This is a genomic window from Rhodococcus kronopolitis, from assembly GCF_042654025.1.
GTDB lineage: Bacteria > Actinomycetota > Actinomycetes > Mycobacteriales > Mycobacteriaceae > Rhodococcus_G > Rhodococcus_G kronopolitis.
The window spans coordinates 217,169-235,327 of sequence record NZ_JBHSFO010000015.1 but is presented as its reverse complement, the minus strand read 5'-3'; the positions used below and the strand labels follow the sequence as shown (position 1 = coordinate 235,327).

Genomic DNA, 18,159 nt, shown 5'->3' with positions numbered 1-18,159 from the left:
CTGAGTGGATCACATCGCATTGGAATAGTCAGAGATCCGCGCCGCCGGGTCCGGGAGTGTGCCGTGTCGGCACGAGTCCCGAACCCGGACGGCGATCGGAATCGTCAGCGCGCGGCGATCGGGCCCGGGCTCCAGAGCCCGGACCGGGTGACGGGCTCCGTCTCGACCTGTGCGGGCACCGCCGCCGGGTCGATCGGGGTGTACCGCTCCAACGAACCCCAGTCCCGCGCCCAGTCCTTGTTCAGGTAGCCGGGCATGGTCTGCGACTTCAGCAGCAGGTTGATCCAGCCGAGCGGGCCGCCGCCGAGACTGTCCTGCCAGCCGTTGGTGGAGTCGGCGCCCACCCGGTCGGGCAGGATCCGGTACTCGGGCGCCTCTGCGACGCCGTACTCGTGCGCGAACGGACGCTGGCAGGGGAACGAAAGCCCGACGGACCAGTCCAGCAGCACCGGCGCGGTGGACCCGACCACCTCGTTCAGGGTCTGCAGCTGCGGCACCCGCGGCGGGGTGACGGCCAGCCACTGCTTGGGAGCGAGGTCGTGGTCGTCGGCGACGAGCCGGACGGCGTCCGCGTCGGCGGGCAGGTCCGCCATCGGCACCCGCAGGTTCCGCCAGGACGGCGACGGGCCGATGTCGATCGGCAGCACCCGTCCGAGGACCTCCACACTGCCGTCCGCGGCGCGGGTGCCGTACTCGACGGCCAGGTCCTGGCCGTAGGTGGCGACGCCGTCCGCGTCGACGGACCGGATCCGGCCTGCTGCGGTCACGACCAGCAGCGGCGCGGCGTCGGACCGGTCGGGCAGGCCGTACCAGTCGGAGGTCAGCTTCGCGGGCTGCTGCTCGCCGACCTGGTAGCTGCCGAGCACCGGGGTGCGGGCCGGGTCGAGGCCGAATGGCAGGGCCACCGCGCTGCCGTTGACGCCGGTGGCGCCGGTGCCGCCGCCGGTACCGGCGCTGGTGCCGGTGGTGGTGACGGTGGTCGTCGAGTCGAGGGTGTTGGCGCCGCCCGCGCCCTTGTTCTCCTCGTCGGCGGTGAGGTCGACGGGCACCCCGTTGGGGGTGAAGCCCTCGTGCTGCTCGCCGCCGAGCGGGTCGGGCGAGGCGGTCAGCGGGGCCAGGGCCCCCGTGTTGGCGTCGGGCTCGATCAGCACGTCGTCGGCGAGCGCGCAGCTGTTGCCTGCGAGGGTGTCGAAGTTCGACCGGGCCACCGAGTACGCGGGGTACTGCGCGACCGCGCCCTTGGCGAGCGAGAGCACCTCGAAGAGCACCACGAATGCCGCCGCCAGGGTCAGCGGCGAGCAGAGCAGCGCCCGCCAGCCGCGGGTGGGCGCCGGTTCCTCCGGCGGCAGGTACGGCTGGCGCAGGTGCTGCCAGCCGGCCAGCAGCAGGGCCAGCACCGACAGGACGAGCAGCCCGGAGGCGAAGCCGTAGCCGGAGATGGACGGCGGCTTGTCCCACCAGGGCACGCCGTAGCTCGAGACGTACCACCAGCCGTTGGAGCCGGAGAAGGCCATGGCCAACAGGAAGAGCACGACGGCCGCGAACAGGCTGCGGTTGCGCCGCGAGTGCAGGGTGGCCGCCATGACCGCGACCGCGGCCAGCGCGGCGACGGACCCGGCGATGCCTGCGTAGACACCGAAGTGATGCGTCCACTTGGTCGGCGTGAACATCATCAGCACCAGCGAGCCGACGATGATGCCGAGGATCCGGCGCGACGGTCCGGAGGCGGCCCCGGGGATGCGGCCGCGGCGCAGCAGCACCGCCGCGCACACCAGGACGCACAGGATCATCACGAACACGCCGAACCGGCGGGCCAGCGAACCGTCCGGGGAGACGTTGAGCAGCGCGTCGTAGCGGTGGTACTCGTCGAACCACTGGACATTCGGCCCGACGCCCGAGCGCACCCGGGTGGACTCGAGCACGGTGGCGAGGGTCTGGTCGGCGAAGACCGCGATCAGCACCACCAGCCCGGCGGCACCGATCGGCGCCAGCAGCGGGAGCCAGCCCACCTGCCGGGCCCGGACGACGAGGATCTGCACCAGCGGCCGGGCACCCACGACCAGCGCGGCGATGCAGATCAACCCGGTCGGGCCCGCGGCCACCGAGAAGGCCGCGATCAGCACGCCGACCGCGGCAGGCAGCAGCCGTCCGGTGGCGATGGCGCGTTCGATCGAGCACCAGGTCAGCAGGGCGCCGAGCGCGATGATCGGCTCCGGCCGCAGGCCGTTGTTGTAGGGCAGCCAGAAGGAGAGGAAGACCAGGCCCGCGGTCCACACCGCGATCCGGTTGCGGCGCACCGCCCGGCCGAGGCGGGGGATCACCTCGCGGCTGATCACCATCCAGCACAGGATGCCTGCGATCAGCGCGGGCAGTCGCATCCAGGTGCTGGCCGTGCCGACCTTGGCCATCAGGGTGAGCACGTCGTAGTACCAGCCGAACGGCGCCTCGGGGACGCCGAACCAGCGGAAGTAGTTGGCCATGTAGCCGGCCTGCTCCGAGGCCCGGGCCATGTTGAGCAGGTAGCCGTCGTCGGAGGTGTTGGCGCCGATGAAGTGCCAGAGCACCAGCGCGCCGGCGACGACCGCGTCGACGCCGGTGAAGGTCCACCAGTGCCGTGGCAGGAAGCGTCGGGCCCGACGGCCGTCGACGTTGTCGAGGCGGTGCAGGGCCAGCAGCGCCAGCGCGGTGGCCAGCGCGCCGACGACCATTGCGAGCAGCTTGAAGGCCGTCGGGCTGGAGGAGAAGCGGGAGTCGACGTCGGCGTGCACCGTGAGGCCAGCCGGGGCGGCGCCCTGCAGGTCGCTGAACACGCCGACCAGCTGCGGCCGCAGGTCGCCGGGGGCGTCGACGCTGGTGGTGGCGTCGGATGCGTCCGCGGGCAGCCCGGCGAACGTCGCGGTGGTGTGGGTGGCGTCGGAGTGCACGACGATCGCGGTGCAGCCGTCGAGCGCGGCGAGGGGTGCGGCGATCAGCTGCGTGTTGCGCAGGATCACCTGGACGGTCCGGTCCGCGTCGGACCCGACCTTGACGACCAGGCCGGCGAGCTCGGCGTCGGGGGCCTGCGGCGGGACCGTGGCGACGAGGGCGCCGCCGCCGTCGGGCAGGGCGGCGGCCGTCGCGCAGGGAATGTGCAGGTCCAGGCTGATCGGCTCGTAGCTGACCAGCGGCGCCTCCACGCTGGTCAGGGTGCCGTTCTGCGGCCAGGAGACGGTGGCGGCCTCCTGGGTGACGGGCAGCAGCGGCGTGAGCACGGCCAGCACCATGCCCACCAGGCCCGCGACGATCGCGATCAGTCGCGCGGTGCGAGGGGTGGAGCGGTCCGGGGCAGGCGTCGCCCCCGGGCTGGACACGGCGGGAACTTCAGGCTCGACGGGCACAAGGTCAGATCGTATGGGATCACGTGGGGTGGGCCGCCGAACCTCGCGGACCGGGCTTCGATCAGGGAACCTGCCGACGGACGTCCCAGACCCACACGTCGCCTGCCCGGTGCCCCGGGTCGTCGATCAGCGCCTGCACGGTCCGGCGCAGGACCGCCGCGTTCTTGCCCGGGGGCAGCACCAGCACGTCGGCGTGCCAGAACCGCAGGTCCTCGACGGCCTGCGCCCGTTCGGCGTCGGTGACCCTCGGAACCAGCCCGCTCTTCTGGGCCTGCGCCAGCAGCAGCGCGGTGGGTCGGTCCGCGGGACCGTACTTGGCCACCTTGTCCGGACCGACCGGCCCCACGAAGTAGCCGCCGGCGAGCGGGAACCCGAAGTCGGCGTCGACCTGCCAGGTCAGCGCGCGGGCGTCCTCGGGCCGGGGCAGCGGGACGGTGACGACGGAGCCGTCCGAGACGTAGTTGCGCCAGGTCCCGTCGGTGAAGAACGCCGGAGCCGGGGCGCGGTCGACGGAGGGCAGCGGCGTCGGGACCAGCGGCACCAACGCGACCAGCAGGAGCGCCAGCCACGGGCCGAGCGCGGCGCGCTGACGCAGGGCCCGCTCGGTGGCGAGTGCCAGCAGCACCGCGATCGCGGGGATCGCGCCCATCGCGAAGCGCGTCTCGAGCACGGACTCGAGCAGCGGCACCCGCTCGAGCCAACTCCAGGGCAGGTCGATCCCGGTGCCGTCGCGGCCGACCGTCAGCTCGGCGCCGAGGGAGAGCACGCACATGACCGCGGTGGTGATCGCCGCCGCCCGGGCCGTCGGCGAGTGCCGCAGCCAGACCGCTGCGCCTGCGACCAGGGCGAGCAGCGGCCAGCCGAAGTAGGCGTTGTACTCGGTGGGGTTGATGGCGACGTCCTGGCCCGGGCTCAGCATTCCGCCGAGGGACTGCGCGGGGAACTGCAGCAGCGCCTTGAGGTCGTTGCCCATCGGCCCGTGGTCGATGAACTGGTAGCTCTGCGGACCGAAGAACTGCCACCACAGCGGGATAGCGGTGAGCGTCAGTGCGATCGCGGCGGCCAGCAGCAGGGGCCTGAGCGCGGCCGCGATCGTGGGCAGCGCCAGGCGCGGGTGGCCGGCGAGGTACGCCACGGTGAAGATGCCGAAGCCGATCGCGAGGATCAGCAGGGGTTCCTCGCCGAGCAGGATCTGCGCCGCGACCAGCACGCCGAGCAGGACGGTGGTGCGGGTTCCGGCGCCGCGGGCCAGGCCGATCACGCACGCCAGGATCAGCGGCAGCAGGCCGAGGGCGACGAAGTTGGGGTGCCCGTTCGCGTGCGAGATCATCCCGGGGGCGAATCCGCAGAACAGGCCGCCGACCGCCGCCGCGGCCCGTGAGTCGACGACGTACCGGGACAGCAGCCAGTACCAGGCGAAGGCGGTGCCTGCGAGCCCGGCGGTGAGGACCAGCGTCCAGGTGACGGTCGGGCCGAACAGCAGGGTGACGGGGGTGAGCGGCAGGCTGACCCCGAACATGGCCGTGTTGGCCATCAGGTTCACGCCCTGCGGGTAGTTCTGCAGCACGGTGCCGAGCGGGTTGTGGAAATTGGTGACCGAGTGCGCGGCGACGGCGAAGAACCACTCCCACATTCGCTGGTCCTGGCCGCTCTCGACCAGGTATCCGCTGGCCGGTGCGCGCCACTGCCGGCCGAGGACGTACACCGCGATCGCGGTGAATCCGGCCGCCGCCACGAGATCCGTCCTGGTCGGCAGCCAGGCAAGGGGGGCTCGGGTGACGCCGGTGGCGGCCTGCGCGACGTTCGACGGCTCCCGGCCCGGATCGGTAGTCGTCTGCACCGAGGTCATCCACGCTCCTTCACGAAAATTGGGCCCACGTCGGCCGTGGAACCAGTTGACGGTACGGCCGGACCCTGAGAACTGTCTGTGTCAGGTCCGGCCTCCGGACGTGGAAGTTCGGGTCAGGACGCGGCTTCGCGTTCCGGCGACGGCACGGCGAGCGCCTCGGCCACGCGGTCCAGCGACAGCCCGAGCACCTCGGCCACGGCGGCGATGGTGAAGAAGGCCGGTGTCGCGATGCGGCCGGTCTCGATCTTGCGCAGCGTCTCGACGGAGATCCCGGCGGTGAGCGCGACCTCGACCATGCTGGCCCCGGCACGGGCCTCGCGCAGCAGTTCGCCGAGTCGTCGGCCCCGTTCGAGTTCCTCCGCCGTGAGCGGCACGCGCACCATGGGTCATATAGTAATACCGGTATAGTTATTGGTTCCATGGTTGTCGACGGGAAGGCGCTGGAACGGATGGTCGAGATCAAGACCGAGGGCGAGGTGCGCTCGATGCGGGCCGCGGGACGGGTGGTCGCGGAGGCGCTGGCCGCGGCCCGGGCGGTAGCGGATGTTGGGGTTCGCGTGACCGAACTCGATGCCGCCGCGGCGGCGGTGATCCGGGCGGCCGGCGGAACCCCCGCCTTCCTCGGCTACCACCCGGACTGGGCGCCGAGCCCGTTTCCCGGCGTTGTGTGTGCGAGCGTGAACGATGCCGTGGTGCACGGCATTCCGTCCGACTACCGGCTGGCTGACGGCGACCTGGTGAGCCTGGACTGCGGGGCCTACCTCGACGGCTGGTGCGGCGACTCGGCCGTCAGCTTCGTCGTCGGTGCCGCCCATCCCGAGGACCTTCGGCTGATCGCGGCCACCGAGGAAGCGCTTGCCCGGGGCATCGACGCCGCGCGGGTGGGGAACCGGATCGGCGACATTGCCGACGCCATCGGGAGTTTCGCCCGGTCGCGGGGGTACGGGGTGCTCGCGGACCATGGCGGTCACGGGATCGGTCGGGCCATGCGCGAGGAACCGCACGTGCCGAACGAGGGCAGGGCCGGTCGTGGCATGAAACTACGTGCCGGAATGGTCCTCGCGCTGGAACCGATGCTCATCCGCGGCGGCAGCGACGACTACCGACACGACCGGGACGGGTGGACGCTGCGGACCCTCGGCGGGGAGCGGGCGGCGCACAGCGAGCACACGGTCGCGATCACCGCGGACGGCCCACTGGTGCTGACGGCCGCGTGACGCGGCGCGGACCGGTTGCGGCCGAGTGTGTCTCGGCCGCAACCGGTCCGGCTATGGGTGGTGCAGGTATTCGCCTGGTCAGGTTCCGTGGATCTCGCGCCGGTTGTGGGCCGGCCGTGGTTTTCGCGCCGGGTCCACCCAGGCGGGTGGTGTGAACCACGGGAATCCGTCCGATTCGATCTTCACGGCCCAGTGGTTCTTGTGAATCATGGTGTGGTGCTTCTTGCACAGCAGCACCAGGTTCGACAGGGCGGTCGGACCGCCGTCGATCCAGTGCCGAATATGGTGGGCGTCGGTCCAGGCGGCGGGGCGTCCGCAGCCGGGGAACGCGCAGCCGCAGTCCCGCGCCACCAATGCTTTGCGGAGGCTTGGTGTGACGAAGCGGGTGCTGCGGCCGACGTCGAGGGGGTTGCCTTCCTTGTCGACGAAGACCGCGGTGACCTGTGCGTCGCAGGACAGGCGTGCGGCGATGGCGGCGGAGACGGGTCCGGCCCAGGGCATGCTGGCGTGCCGGACTCTGCGGTAGTGCCGAGGCGGCCGGACGTCTGAGCAGTTCTCGCCGCGGGTTTTGCCGATGGGTCCGGTTGCGTTGTCGGAGTGGTAGTCCCAGCCGTTCTTCGTCCATGCCCCGGTCGCCGGGGTGGGCGCGGTCTTGGCGACAGCCTCTTTCAGCGTGTCGAGGTCGATGGTCACGGTGACGTGGGGTTGTTCGCCGCCCTCGACCGGCCCGCGGGCGTTGTCGAGATGTCCGCGGATGATCTGCTCCAGCGCGTCGGCGCGGCGTTTCGCGGCGGACCGCGGGTCGCGGCTCGGGTTTCCGTCGTCGTCGGTACTGGGGTGCGGCTTCGACAGGCCGGACAGTGCGGTGTGCAGGGCCTCGCCGACCTCGGCATCGAAGGAGCCCTTCACGTGCACCCGCCCGCCGAGTGTGGCGGAGGCGTGGAACTCGTTGAGCTCGGGGTTCTCTCCGTCCGGTGGGACGGTCCCGTCGAGCTGCAGCAGCAACTCCAACGCGCGGGCGCGGCTGCGGAGGACGGTGGCGTTCTCGAGCTGGGCGGCGATGAGGAGGTAGGCCTGGCAGTCGTCGGGCCGGCCGGACTCTGGATCGGGTTGGTCCCAGTCCGTCTCCACCGCATCGACATTCGGTAGGTCGGTGGTGAGTCGTTCGAGGCGGGCGAGGAAGTCGACGATCACCTGAACGTGGCCGAGTTCGATCCGCCCGGCGTCCAAAGCGGCGGCCATCCGAGGATGCAACGGCAGTTCCCGGCCGAGTCGGACGATCTTGCCGGCGTGGCCTGCGGTCATGTGTGTGGTGTCGGCGAGCCAGGAGGTGGTGTCGGCGGCCCCGAGGTGGTTGGGGACGCATCGCTGGTCGGCCTCGTGGACCAACCTGACCCGCAGCGCCTCCAACTCGAGGATCTTCTCCGACAGTTCGGGGACCGTCGCGGCCAGCTCGGTTTCGTCGAGTCTCCATGCCTCGACCCCGGCGGGGTCGGTGAGCATCTCGACGATTTCCATGCACCCGACATTACTCGCACGTACATTCGATAACAATGATGTTTCGCCAGGTGAACGTCCTTTGATCTGTGAGCCCGGGGGCGCCTCAGTGCCCGGTGCCGAAGAACTCGGACAGCACCGGGGCCAGGATCTCCGGAGTGACCTCGTGGAAGCCGCCGTCGACGATCCCCAGTCCCGCGCCAGGCACCGCCTCGGCGACCGCCGCCGCTGCCTCGCGCAGCCAGGGCGGACTCCCGGCGCTGGCCAGCGCCAGGGTCGGGGCGGAAATCGTCGCGAGCCGTGCGCGCGGCATCGCGCCGCCCTCGACCACCAGGGCGTCGTAGAGCAGGGTGTGCGCGATCGCCTTCATCGGCACCCAGGCAGGCGACTGTCTGATCGACGGGACCGCCTCGGCCGGGATCCCGACCGCCTCGGTCATGAACAGTTCCACCGCGTCGCCGCGTCGACCCGCCGCGGTGAGCCCGGCGAGCCGGGTGAGGTAGTCGTCGGAGGTCCGCGGGCCGTCGGAGTACGGCGGCTCGAACACGGCGAGCCGCGCGACCGGCAGTCCCGCCGCGGCCGCCTCGAGGGCCAGCACCGCGCCGGAGGACACGCCGTAGAGGTGCGTCGGCCTGCCGATCTCGTCGAGGACCGCGGCCAGGTCCTCGATCTCGCGTTCCGGTGCGTACGGCGCGGTGTCGCCGCTCGCCCCGCGTCCGCGCCGGTCGTAGGCGATGGTGGTGAACTCCGGTGCGAGCGCCTCGGCCAGCGGGCCGGCCGTCTGCCGGTCGTTGAACGCGCCGCCGACGATCAGCACCGGTGGGCCGTCGCCGGAACGCTCGTACGCGATGACGGTGCCGTCGGCGGAGCTGACCTGGTGGGAGGTGACTGCGACCATGACTTCCCCTTCCCGGGGGTGGACGGATCGGAGGCCTGTTCCCAGTACAGACCATCGGGCACCGATGAATCCACCGATCACCGATGAGTTTCGAATTCGCCGCGGGTCTGTACATGCATGGGATTCCAGGGAAATGTGTGCGTCATGACTGAGAACGCGGTTCGTGAGGACTTTGCACCGTTGGCGGAGCCGTACCGGCGTGAGCTGCTCGCGCACTGTTACCGGATGTCCGGATCGGTGCACGACGCCGAGGACCTGGTGCAGGAGACCTACCTCAAGGCGTGGCGCGCCTACGAGAAGTTCGAGGGCCGCTCGTCGCTGCGCACCTGGCTGTACCGGATCGCGACGACCACCTGCCTCACCGCGCTCGAGAGCAAGGGTCGGCGTCCGCTGCCCACCGGGCTGGGTGCGCCCAGCTCGGACCCGGCCGACGACCTGGTCACCCAGGACGAGGTGCCGTGGCTCGAACCCATCCCGGACACCCTGGTCGACATGTCCTCGAACGACCCGGCGGTGGCGGCGACCTCCAAGGAGACCATCCGCCTCGCCCTGATCGCCGCGCTGCAGCACCTGCCGCCGAAGCAGCGCGCGGTGCTGATCCTGCGTGAGGTGCTGGCCTGGCCGGCGGCCGACGTCGCCGAGCTGCTCGGCACCACCACCGCGGGGGTCAACAGCGCGCTGCAACGGGCCCGCGCGCAGATCGACCGCGCGGCACCGAGCGAAGACGCGGTGCTCGAACCCGTGGGGCCCGAACAGCGTGAGCTGCTCGACAGGTACATGTCGGCGTTCGAGAACTACGACATGGCTGCGCTCAAGGAGCTGTTCACCCAGGACGCGGTCTGGGAGATGCCGCCGTTCGTCGGCTGGTACCAGGGTCCGGACGCGATCCGGACGCTCATCGAGAACAACTGCCCGGCGAAGGGGCCCGGCGACATGAAGCTGCTCTCGACGGTGTCGAACGGCCAGCCGGCCTTCGCGATGTACATGCGCGACGCAGACGGCACCTACCCCGCGTTCCAGCTGCAGGTGGTCTCGCTCGGCCCGTCCGGGATCGGTCACGTGACGGCCTTCTTCGACACCGCGCTGTTCGAGAAGTTCGGTCTGCCGGCGGTCCTGCCGGTGGGATCGTGACGGGGAGCCGGGTCGCCTGGCCGGTCGTCGATCCGGTTGCGCTGCTCGAGCGGTCCATCGGGTACACGCTCGGCAGCCTGCAACTGGTGACGGCGCAGGACATGTCGGCCCCGACGCCGTGCCGCGAATGGAATCTCCGGGAGTTGTTGACGCACATGAACGACGCGCTCGAGGCGTTGCAGGAAGCCGTCGACGACCGGGTGGTGACGCTCGTGCCGGACGAGGGTCCGGCGAGCATCTCATCCGATCTCGTTGCCGCCCTGCGGGATCGGGCCTGTCACCTGCTCGGCTCGTGGGCCGGGTCGGCGGATTCCGCGCCCGTCCGGATCGGCGGGGTGCCGGTGCTGTCGGACATCGTGCCCTCCGCGGGGGCGCTCGAGATCGCGGTGCACGGGTGGGACGTTTCCGTGGCGTGCGGGCGCCCCCGTCCGATTCCTGCCGCCCTGGCAGACGAATTACTCACCTGCGCAGCGTTGTTCGTTACCGATGTGGATCGGCCTGCGCGCTTCGGCCCGCCGGTCGAGGTGGTGGGAGATGCGGATCCGGGGAGACGGCTGCTGGCATTTCTGGGCCGGGATCCGCGCGGTGGACGGATCTGACCCCGTACCCGGCCGACCGAGCTAGCGTGCCGCGGCGATCGCCCGCAACGCGTCGACGGTCTCCTGCTCGTCCTGTTCGGCCCCGTAGTCGCTGAGCTTGACGATGACGGTACGGGTGGTCGGGTCGACGTAGGTGTACTGGCCGTAGACGCCGACCGCGGACAGGTCGGCGCCGTCGCCGCCGGTGGGGTGCCACCACTGCGCCGAGTAGCCCCACTTGGACACCGGGTCGGGTGCGGGGCTGCTGATCCGCGAGATCCATGCCGGTGGAACGACTTGCGTGTCGCCGACGCGGCCGCCGTCGAGGACGAGTTGCCCGATCTTGGCGAAGTCGCGGGCGGTGGCGTTGATGCAGCAGAACGCCTTCTCCTGTCCGCCGTCGCGGTCGAGGTTCCAGGTCGCGTCGTCCTCCGCGCCGATCGGGCCCCACAGGTCGTGGGTGAGCAGGTCGGTCAGCGGCCTGCCCTCGACGCGGGCGAGCACCTGGCCGAGGAGTTGGGTGTCGACGCTGCGGTAGTCACCCTTGCTGCCGGGCGTGAACTGCACACTCCGGTGGTCGCGGACGAATTCGTCGAGGTCGCCCGTGAGGTACATCCGGGCCGTGCCGGTGAGGGGGAAGTACGGGTTGTAGTTCTCCGACACGTCGACGCCCGAGGTCATGTCCAGCAGGTTCCGCACCGTGATGGCGTCGTACTCGCCGCCCCCCGCCAGCTCCGGCAGCACGTCGACCAGACGGTCGTCCTCGCTCAGTCTGCCGGCGTCGATCGCCCGGCCGACCAGCAGCGAGACCACCGACTTCGCCATCGACCAGGACGCCAGCCTGGTGGTGGGCGTGACCCCGTCGCGGTACCACTCGTGGGTGAGCGCGCCGTCGCGCAGCACCAGGAAGGCGTTCGTCTCGGTGGTGTCGAGGAACTCGGCGACCGGGATCTGTGTGCCCTTCCACGGCACCGTCGCGGGCAGTGCGGCCTCGTGCACGGGCAGTGGCCGTGGGTCGGTGGCGGGCACGGCCCGCTCGGGGTAGAGCGAGCCCTGGGTCGACGGCGCAGCGGTGAGCAGCCGGGCCAGCGTGGGCGGCGCGGGGATGTCGAGCGCGGCGGTCGCGGCGTAGGACCCGGCGATCAGCACCGCGAGTGTCAGTGGGACCGCGATCGCCGCCCGGGCCATGTTTCGCCGGCGGTGGGTCGGCCCAGCGGTGCTCGGCTGCACTGAGATGGGGCGGGTGTCGGTGGCGGCGGGCTCGGTCATGCGCGGGTGTTCCTCGATCCTCGGTGCGGTCGGTCGCGGGTGGCGGCCGTCATTCGGGGATGGCCGGGGCGCGAGCAATGATGGCAGGCGGGTGCGACCGCGGGGTCGAATCGGGAGGGGGCGCTACGCGGCACCGTCCCAGGCGAACGCCGCGAACGGCTCGTCGAGGGGCGCGCCCGTCATCCGGTTCGCGAAGGTGGACAGCGTGTACGTGCCGACGCCGAGCACGACCTCGAGCGCCTGCCTGCGGCTGAAGCCGCCGTCGAGGAACGCGCGCATCCGGGCGTCGTCCACCGCGCCCGCACTGTCGAGCACGGCCAGGGTGAACTGTCGCAGCGCCTCGAGTCGAGGGTCGTCGAGCGGGCGACGCTCGCGCAGCGCTGCGGTGAGCTCGGGCGACGCGCCGTCGCGGGTGAGGCCGGCCGAGTGCAGGGCGACGCAGAGGTGGCACTCGTTCCGGGTCGCGACCGCGAAGACCACCACTTCCCGTTCGCGGTGGGTCAGGGTACCGCTCTCGAACAGGGCGTTCGCGCGGGCGAACGCCTGCATCAGCTCCGGCGACTCGGCCATCAACGCGCTCGCGGCGGGCAGGAACCCGAACTGCTGCTCGATCGCCGCCATGATCGGCCGGGCGGCGACGGGGGCGGTTACTGCGGTGTGTGCGGTGAACGTCATGGCGGCTTCCCTTGGCTAGAGTGGACAACGTGGTTGACCAAAACAGTAAACCTGGTTGTCGATATGGTGCAAGGGTGCCGAATGAGTGAGCGCGAGAGCCCGGGCTACGAGCTGCCCCTGCTGCTGTTCTCCGGATTCCGGTCGCTGATCGACGAGACGCATCGGCGGCTCGCCGCGCAGGGTCATCCCGAGATGCGGCCGGCGCACGGATTCGCGATGCAGGCCATCGGCGTCGCGGGCGCCAGCGCCAGCGAGGTGGGGCGGCGACTCGGTGTCTCGAAGCAGGCCGCAGGCAAGACCGTCGACCGACTGGAGGCGATGGGATACGTCTCCCGGCAACCCGATCCGTCCGACGCGCGCGCCAAGACGGTGGTCCTCACCGAACGTGGTGTGGACAGCCTGCGCCGCTCCGCCGTCATCTTCGACGAGCTGCAGTCCGAATGGGCGTCGGCGATCGGGGCGGACCGACTGCGTGCGCTCGAGTCCGACCTGCGCACGGTCACCGGCGGGCAGGGTCATCGTCTCGACGCGCAGGCCTGGTTCGGCGGCTAGGAAGCGACGGCTCGGTCAGTCCCCGTAGAACCCGTCCGCGGCGATCTCGGTCAGGGCGAGCCAGTCCGATTCCGGGTTCGCCGCCACCGTCGTCGAACGAGCGCCGTTCTCCCGCAGCGCGACCGCGACCGCCGGTTCCTCGTCGACCCTCCGGACCAGGCCGTACAGCACTGCGAGGTGGTGCACGCACGGGCTGCGGCGGCCGGTGCACCCGCAGGTTGCCGTGCACTCGGCGATCACGGGTGCCACCGCGATGTCCTTGGCCAGCAGTTCGGCGACCAGCCCGTCGGGCAGTTCACCCGCGGACACCCGACGATCCTGGGCGCCGGCCCGGCCGAGCAGCCGCCGCACCGTGCCGGCGTCCTTCCTCGTCCACACCGGCACCTGAACGGTCACCGGGAAGACCTTGCCGCGGACGGTCACCTCGGCCAGGACCCGCCCGGCCCCGACCGTCGCCAGGTGCACCGCCCCGTTGCGCGCGAGGGAACGAGCCTGGGGGAGAGCCGGATTCGGGGCGGATACGGTCGTCGACTCGACCGTCCGCAGCCACGCCCGGCCCCACGCGGTGACCCCGAACTCCGCGCTCATCAGCAGACGCCGATCGCGTCGAGGTCGAGCAGTGCGCGCAGCTCGGTGTCGGGGAGGTCGGCCAGCGCCGCCTCGGTGTTCCCCGTGACCGACTCGGCCAGCGCGCGTTTCGACTCGTGCATGGCGGCGATGTGGTCCTCGATGGTGCCTCCGGTGACGAGGGTGTGGACGTTGACGGTCTGCTGCTGGCCGATCCGATGCGCACGGTCGGTGGCCTGTGCCTCCACTGCCGGGTTCCACCATCGGTCGTAGTGCAGCACGTGGCTGGCCCGGGTCAGGTTGAGACCGAAGCCCGCCGCTCGCAGGCTGAGGATCAGGACGGGTGCCGCGTCCGGCCCGGTCTGGAAGTCGTCGACCAGCCGGTCGCGCCGCTCCACACTCAGGCCGCCGTGCAGGAACGGGATCGTCCCCACACCCAGCTCGGCGGTCAGGTGCGACGAGAGCAGCTCGCCCATTCCGCGGTACTGGGTGAACACCAGCGCCCGGTCGCCGTCCGCGACGATCTCCGCGAGCATTTCGGTTGCGCGGTCGAACTTTCCGGACCGCCCGATCAGCCCGTCGTCGCCGCCGGCGCCGACCTGTGCCGGGTGGTTGCACACCTGCTTGAGCGTCGTCAGCAGGGCCAGGACGTTGCCCCGCCGGGCGATGCCGCTGCCCAGTCCGGAGGCGAACGCGTCCGCGACGGCCGCGCGGTACAGCCGGGTCTGCTCGTCGGTCAGCGTGCACGCCACCGTCGAGAACTGCTTCGGGGGGAGTTCGGTCGCGACCTGAGACTTGGTGCGGCGCAACACGTACGGCTCGATGACGGCGGCGAGCCGGACCGCGGCGGTGCGTGAGCGGCCCGACTCGATGGGCGTGGCGAACCGCTGCCGGAACCGCGCCCGGGTGCCGAGCACGGCGGGGTTGGTGACGTGGAAGAGCGACCACAGCTCCTCGAGCCGGTTCTCGACCGGGGTGCCGGTCATCGCGACCTTCAGCGTCGCGGGCAGCCGGGCGGCTGCCTTGGCGGCCAGCGCCGTCGGGTTCTTGATCTGCTGGGCCTCGTCGAACACCACGCAGTCCCACGCGCGGGCCGTCAGCGCGTCCGCGTCGGTGCGCAGGACGCTGTAGCTGGTGAGCACCACCGTCGCGTCCGGCACGGTCGCCGGCAGCCCGCGGCTCGCGCCGTGGTGCACCAGCACGGGCAGGTCGGGGGCGAAGCGGCCCAGTTCGCGTCGCCAGTTGCCGATCACCGATGTCGGGCACACCACCAGGTGTGGCCCGGACCCGGCGCGGGTGGCCAGCAGCGAGATGGCCTGCAGCGTCTTTCCCAGCCCCATCTCGTCGGCGAGGATGCCGCCGCCCTCGCCGGCCAGCGCCCGCAGCCAGGTGACGCCGTGAATCTGATACGGCCGCAACGTCGCCCGAATGTCGGCGGCGGCCAGCTCGCTGCCGGTGCCGGCCGCGGCGGCGAACTGACGCAGGGTGGACGCCGCCGTTCCGATCGCGGTCTCGTCCGCGCGCAGCCAGGCGTGCGCGGCGGTGGGCATCGAACCCGCCAGCTCCGTCCATGCCGTGGTGTCGTCGCTCTCGTCGAGCTGCAGCGCGGCCCGGTGCCACGCCCACACCGACGCGCCCACCTCGTCCGGACCGGCGTCCATGCGCCGCAGCGCGGGCAGCACGTCGGTCAGGTCCGCGGTCCGAACGCCCACCGTCCGCGGTGCGACCGTGGTGCCGTCGGCCGGGACCGCCAGCCGACACGTGCTCGCGGTCCCCGACGGGAGGCCGAGCGCGGACAGTGCCGACTCGAGGTCCGCGACGCCCCACCACGCGAGGGTCGCGAGGGCGGGCACGAAGGTGGCCTGCAGGCGCCCGGGGTCCGCACTCGACTCGTTCATGTCCGCCGAGGGTAGCCGTCCGGGGAGCCCCGCCGCCAACGAGAATCGGCCAGAATCTGCAGATCAGGTGTGGTTTTCCCGACATTGACGGATCCCGGATCGGTGCGTCTCTGCCGGGGCGGCGATGAGTTCCGCGGGCCGTACCGGTCTACCTGGTATGCGCCTCCGCACCCCGCGTGAGGCCCACCAGGACGAGACGGAGCCCGCCATGACCATCACCCCGAACACCACGTCCGTCCCCGCCGCCCCGACGGCCGACGCGGTCACGCCGCGGCAGCGCCTGGCCGGCCGGATCGCCACCGGACTGGTCGTGGTCTTCCTGCTGTTCGACTCGGTCACCCACCTTCTGAACGTGGAGCAGGTGCGCACCGCGATGGCGGACCTCGGCTTCGATCCCGGGCTGAACCGGGTCTTCGGCGTCGTGCTGCTGGTGTGCCTGGCGCTCTACCTGGCGCCGGTCACCGCGATGCTCGGCGCGGTGCTGCTGACGGGGTACCTCGGCGGCGCCGTGGCGACGAACCTGCTCACCGAGCAGCCGATCGTCAGCACCACGCTGTTCCCGATCTACACCGGCATCCTCGTGTGGGGCGGGCTGTACCTGCGCGACGCCCGGGTCCGCTCGGTCATGCCGCTGCTGCGCGGCTAGTCGGGCCGCTGCGCTGCTCGTGCGCGGTTGACGGGTCTCGAGGCCCGTCAACCGCGCACGAGTGCATCAGTGCCTGGTGACCACCACGAACGGGCCGACCTCGGTGACCGAGAACCGCGGGTCCTCGAACAGCTTCGCCGGGAACGTCACGGTGTAGCGGCGCACGTTCGGGTCGTTCGGGTACACGTCCTCCGCGAGGCGCAGCGTGTACCCGTCGTCGGACTGGCGGAAGACGAACGTGTCGGGTCCCCGCAGGCCGGTGGCGTCCATAGCCGCGATCAGCTCGTCGGGTGTCTCGAGCTCGGTCCAGGACTCGATGTCGGCGGCCCGCTTGTCGAACTGCGCCAACGGGTTTGCGTAGTGCGAGGTCAGTCCCTGGAAGCCGAAGTACGGGTAGAAGCTCAGGAAGCTGGTGTCGGCGGTGAGCACCACGGTGTCGGACCGCGGTCCGGGGCGCTGCGCCCGGATGGCCTCGTCCACGGCCGCGTAGTACGCCGCGGCGCCCGGCGGACGCTGGTCCGCGCGCACCCCGTCGCCGTCGGTGTCGGTGTACGCGATGGTGATCTCCGGGGCCAGCAGTTGCGGGATCGACTGCGCGAAGGCAACCGCGCCGAGTGCGCCGACCGTCACGATCGCGGCCTTGATCCGAGGGTTCTCACTGGTGGCCAGGATCGCCCAGCGGGCGAAGTCGACGAACCCGAAAACGCCTGCGGCGCCGAGCAACACGATGAGCACCGGCTCGAGCCGGAAGGACAGCAGGGTGGTGCCCGCCGCGGTCGCGGCCATCGACAGCAGCGCCCACAGGTAGACCGCGACCACGCCGAGGCCCAGCGCCTGAGCGCGCCGCGACGAGGTGGCGCGACCGGCCAGCCACACCGTGCCGAGCAGGCACAGCGCCCCGGTCAGCGAGCCGTCGAACATCGGCAGCGGCAGGTCCGCACCGGACTGCGGCAGGTAGTGGGTGGCGGAGCCGGTGCCCGACAGCGTGCCGGTACGGAGGGCGAGCAGGAACGGCAGCCACACGATCAGCGCGATCAGGCCGGAGATCACCGCGGCCGCGGCCAGCCGCAGCAGGATGGGCACGGCGGCCCGGATGCCGTGCGCGCGGGCCGCGAGTCCGGCCGCGACCAGTGCCATCAGGGTGACCGCGAACGCCGCGTAGCCGAGGTAGAGGGTGTAGAAGGTGGCGGCCAGGCCGAGGAACAGCCCGGTCCCGACGATCGCGCCCCAGCCCGCGGCCCCCCAGTTCCCGGAGCCGGCCTGCAGCGGTCGGTACAACCCTCCCCACGCCAGCAGCAGCACCGGCGGCAGCAGCACCACGAGGATCGCGCTGTAGGCCTCTGGGGAGGCGTACCCGAGCGTGAGCGCGGTCGTCGCCAGCGTCACCAGCACCGCCAGGTCGGCGCGAATCAGCTTGGACCACAGCACCAGCGCGATCACCGCCGCCACCGCGAGGGAGGCGATCGCGTAGGGCTTGAACACCTCCCAGCCGTCCATGCCGAGCAGGTTGGCGACGCGTCCGCCGACCCAGAACCAGCCGGCCGGGTAGAACGACGGCAGGTCCGCGTAGGTCATGTCGTCGAGTCGCGCGGTGTCCGTCATCCGGGTGAGGAACTCGGTGCGGAACTCCTGGTCCACCGAGACGCCGTGCAGGTACAGCTTGGTGGCCGCCAGCGGCATGCCGAGGGTGACGGTGACGAACCCGGAGACGCCCACCCAGGACAGCGCCTTTGCGACGGCCGTCGCGCGGCGTCGGCGCAGCAGCCACACCGAGACGGCGAGCAGCGCCATCGTCGCGACCTGGCCGACGGTGGTCAGGGCGCGGGTGACGTTGGAGGAGTTGAACGCCGGCCACTGGACCACCGAGAAGGCGAACAGTCCGATGGCGGCGACCACGGCCGCGACGAGCGCCGCCAGCATCATCTCCCCGGCGGCGGACGCGGCGCGTCGCAGCGGGTCCGTGCGGGGCGGGGCCGTGCTCGGGGCCGTGTCGGGGATCGGAACC

Annotated in this window: 15 protein-coding genes; 5 read left to right on the top strand and 10 right to left on the bottom strand. The window is 71.5% G+C overall.

Annotated features, from left to right (window positions below):
* Window positions 1–104: 104 nt before the first annotated feature.
* From ACFO6S_RS20605 to ACFO6S_RS20595, 3 genes are all read right to left on the bottom strand, one after another.
* Window positions 105–3,263 carry an arabinosyltransferase domain-containing protein gene (locus ACFO6S_RS20605; RefSeq protein ID WP_378419960.1) on the bottom strand — a complete coding sequence of 1,053 codons (3,159 nt, stop codon included), beginning with the start codon at window positions 3,261–3,263 and terminating at the stop codon, window positions 105–107.
* A gap of 175 nt (window positions 3,264–3,438) precedes the next feature.
* Complete coding sequence (locus ACFO6S_RS20600; protein WP_378419834.1) at window positions 3,439–5,226, bottom strand: glycosyl transferase; 1,788 nt, start codon at window positions 5,224–5,226, stop codon at window positions 3,439–3,441.
* Window positions 5,227–5,339: 113 nt separating this feature from the next.
* Complete coding sequence (locus ACFO6S_RS20595; protein ID WP_378419833.1) at window positions 5,340–5,609, bottom strand: helix-turn-helix domain-containing protein; 270 nt, start codon at window positions 5,607–5,609, stop codon at window positions 5,340–5,342.
* Between the two features lie 66 nt (window positions 5,610–5,675).
* Between ACFO6S_RS20595 and map the strand changes: the two genes are divergently transcribed.
* On the top strand, window positions 5,676–6,443 hold the full coding sequence (gene map / locus ACFO6S_RS20590; protein ID WP_378419959.1) for a type I methionyl aminopeptidase: 768 nt from the start codon (window positions 5,676–5,678) through the stop codon (window positions 6,441–6,443).
* Between the two features lie 78 nt (window positions 6,444–6,521).
* Here the strand turns inward: map and ACFO6S_RS20585 are convergent, their stop codons facing one another.
* Both ACFO6S_RS20585 and ACFO6S_RS20580 read right to left on the bottom strand, forming a co-directional pair.
* Window positions 6,522–7,961: an HNH endonuclease signature motif containing protein gene (locus ACFO6S_RS20585; protein ID WP_378419832.1), complete on the bottom strand. Its 1,440-nt coding sequence runs from the start codon at window positions 7,959–7,961 to the stop codon at window positions 6,522–6,524.
* Window positions 7,962–8,046: 85 nt separating this feature from the next.
* Window positions 8,047–8,838, bottom strand: a complete 792-nt coding sequence (locus ACFO6S_RS20580) for an alpha/beta fold hydrolase (RefSeq protein WP_378419831.1) — start codon at window positions 8,836–8,838, stop codon at window positions 8,047–8,049.
* Between the two features lie 144 nt (window positions 8,839–8,982).
* On the opposite strand from ACFO6S_RS20580, the gene ACFO6S_RS20575 reads away from it, so the two are divergent.
* Together ACFO6S_RS20575 and ACFO6S_RS20570 are read left to right on the top strand one after the other, a co-directional pair.
* The gene (locus tag ACFO6S_RS20575; protein WP_378419830.1) at window positions 8,983–9,969 is read left to right on the top strand and encodes a sigma-70 family RNA polymerase sigma factor; all 987 of its coding nucleotides are present in this window, start codon (window positions 8,983–8,985) and stop codon (window positions 9,967–9,969) included.
* Window positions 9,966–10,568: a TIGR03086 family metal-binding protein gene (locus ACFO6S_RS20570; RefSeq protein WP_378419829.1), complete on the top strand. Its 603-nt coding sequence runs from the start codon at window positions 9,966–9,968 to the stop codon at window positions 10,566–10,568. Before ACFO6S_RS20575 ends, ACFO6S_RS20570 begins: the two co-directional genes overlap by 4 nt.
* 21 nt (window positions 10,569–10,589) lie before the next feature.
* Here the strand turns inward: ACFO6S_RS20570 and ACFO6S_RS20565 are convergent, their stop codons facing one another.
* Together ACFO6S_RS20565 and ACFO6S_RS20560 are read right to left on the bottom strand one after the other, a co-directional pair.
* Complete coding sequence (locus ACFO6S_RS20565; RefSeq protein WP_378419828.1) at window positions 10,590–11,816, bottom strand: serine hydrolase domain-containing protein; 1,227 nt, start codon at window positions 11,814–11,816, stop codon at window positions 10,590–10,592.
* Between the two features lie 123 nt (window positions 11,817–11,939).
* Entirely contained in the window at window positions 11,940–12,491 is a 552-nt protein-coding gene (locus ACFO6S_RS20560) for a carboxymuconolactone decarboxylase family protein (protein WP_378419827.1), read from the bottom strand.
* Between the two features lie 81 nt (window positions 12,492–12,572).
* On the opposite strand from ACFO6S_RS20560, the gene ACFO6S_RS20555 reads away from it, so the two are divergent.
* Entirely contained in the window at window positions 12,573–13,043 is a 471-nt protein-coding gene (locus ACFO6S_RS20555; protein ID WP_378419826.1) for a MarR family winged helix-turn-helix transcriptional regulator, read from the top strand.
* A 15-nt stretch (window positions 13,044–13,058) separates the two neighbouring features.
* Here the strand turns inward: ACFO6S_RS20555 and ACFO6S_RS20550 are convergent, their stop codons facing one another.
* Window positions 13,059–13,631 carry a hypothetical protein gene (locus ACFO6S_RS20550; protein ID WP_378419825.1) on the bottom strand — a complete coding sequence of 191 codons (573 nt, stop codon included), beginning with the start codon at window positions 13,629–13,631 and terminating at the stop codon, window positions 13,059–13,061.
* On the bottom strand, window positions 13,631–15,508 hold the full coding sequence (locus ACFO6S_RS20545; RefSeq protein ID WP_378419824.1) for a DEAD/DEAH box helicase: 1,878 nt from the start codon (window positions 15,506–15,508) through the stop codon (window positions 13,631–13,633). The genes ACFO6S_RS20550 and ACFO6S_RS20545 overlap by 1 nt, the downstream gene beginning before the upstream one ends.
* Before the next feature lie 208 nt (window positions 15,509–15,716).
* Here ACFO6S_RS20545 and ACFO6S_RS20540 point away from each other — a divergent pair, with 208 nt between their 5' ends.
* Window positions 15,717–16,154, top strand: coding sequence for a DoxX family protein (locus ACFO6S_RS20540; RefSeq protein ID WP_378419823.1), 438 nt, complete (start codon window positions 15,717–15,719; stop codon window positions 16,152–16,154).
* Between the two features lie 66 nt (window positions 16,155–16,220).
* Here ACFO6S_RS20540 and ACFO6S_RS20535 read toward each other — a convergent pair whose 3' ends face one another.
* Window positions 16,221–18,077 carry a galactan 5-O-arabinofuranosyltransferase gene (locus ACFO6S_RS20535; RefSeq protein WP_378419958.1) on the bottom strand — a complete coding sequence of 619 codons (1,857 nt, stop codon included), beginning with the start codon at window positions 18,075–18,077 and terminating at the stop codon, window positions 16,221–16,223.
* Window positions 18,078–18,159: the final 82 nt, after the last annotated feature.

Coding starts and splice junctions, on each gene's coding strand:
- ACFO6S_RS20585 (WP_378419832.1), bottom strand. CDS start 7,961: ATGGAAATCGTCGAGATGCTCACCGACCCCGCCGGGGTCGAGGCATGG.
- ACFO6S_RS20540 (WP_378419823.1), top strand. CDS start 15,717: ATGACCATCACCCCGAACACCACGTCCGTCCCCGCCGCCCCGACGGCC.
- ACFO6S_RS20565 (WP_378419828.1), bottom strand. CDS start 11,816: ATGACCGAGCCCGCCGCCACCGACACCCGCCCCATCTCAGTGCAGCCG.
- ACFO6S_RS20580 (WP_378419831.1), bottom strand. CDS start 8,838: ATGGTCGCAGTCACCTCCCACCAGGTCAGCTCCGCCGACGGCACCGTC.
- ACFO6S_RS20575 (WP_378419830.1), top strand. CDS start 8,983: ATGACTGAGAACGCGGTTCGTGAGGACTTTGCACCGTTGGCGGAGCCG.
- ACFO6S_RS20560 (WP_378419827.1), bottom strand. CDS start 12,491: ATGACGTTCACCGCACACACCGCAGTAACCGCCCCCGTCGCCGCCCGG.
- ACFO6S_RS20555 (WP_378419826.1), top strand. CDS start 12,573: ATGAGTGAGCGCGAGAGCCCGGGCTACGAGCTGCCCCTGCTGCTGTTC.
- ACFO6S_RS20550 (WP_378419825.1), bottom strand. CDS start 13,631: ATGAGCGCGGAGTTCGGGGTCACCGCGTGGGGCCGGGCGTGGCTGCGG.
- ACFO6S_RS20595 (WP_378419833.1), bottom strand. CDS start 5,609: ATGGTGCGCGTGCCGCTCACGGCGGAGGAACTCGAACGGGGCCGACGA.
- map (WP_378419959.1), top strand. CDS start 5,676: ATGGTCGAGATCAAGACCGAGGGCGAGGTGCGCTCGATGCGGGCCGCG.
- ACFO6S_RS20535 (WP_378419958.1), bottom strand. CDS start 18,077: ATGATGCTGGCGGCGCTCGTCGCGGCCGTGGTCGCCGCCATCGGACTG.
- ACFO6S_RS20545 (WP_378419824.1), bottom strand. CDS start 15,508: ATGAACGAGTCGAGTGCGGACCCCGGGCGCCTGCAGGCCACCTTCGTG.
- ACFO6S_RS20600 (WP_378419834.1), bottom strand. CDS start 5,226: ATGACCTCGGTGCAGACGACTACCGATCCGGGCCGGGAGCCGTCGAAC.
- ACFO6S_RS20605 (WP_378419960.1), bottom strand. CDS start 3,263: ATGGTGCTGGCCGTGCTCACGCCGCTGCTGCCCGTCACCCAGGAGGCC.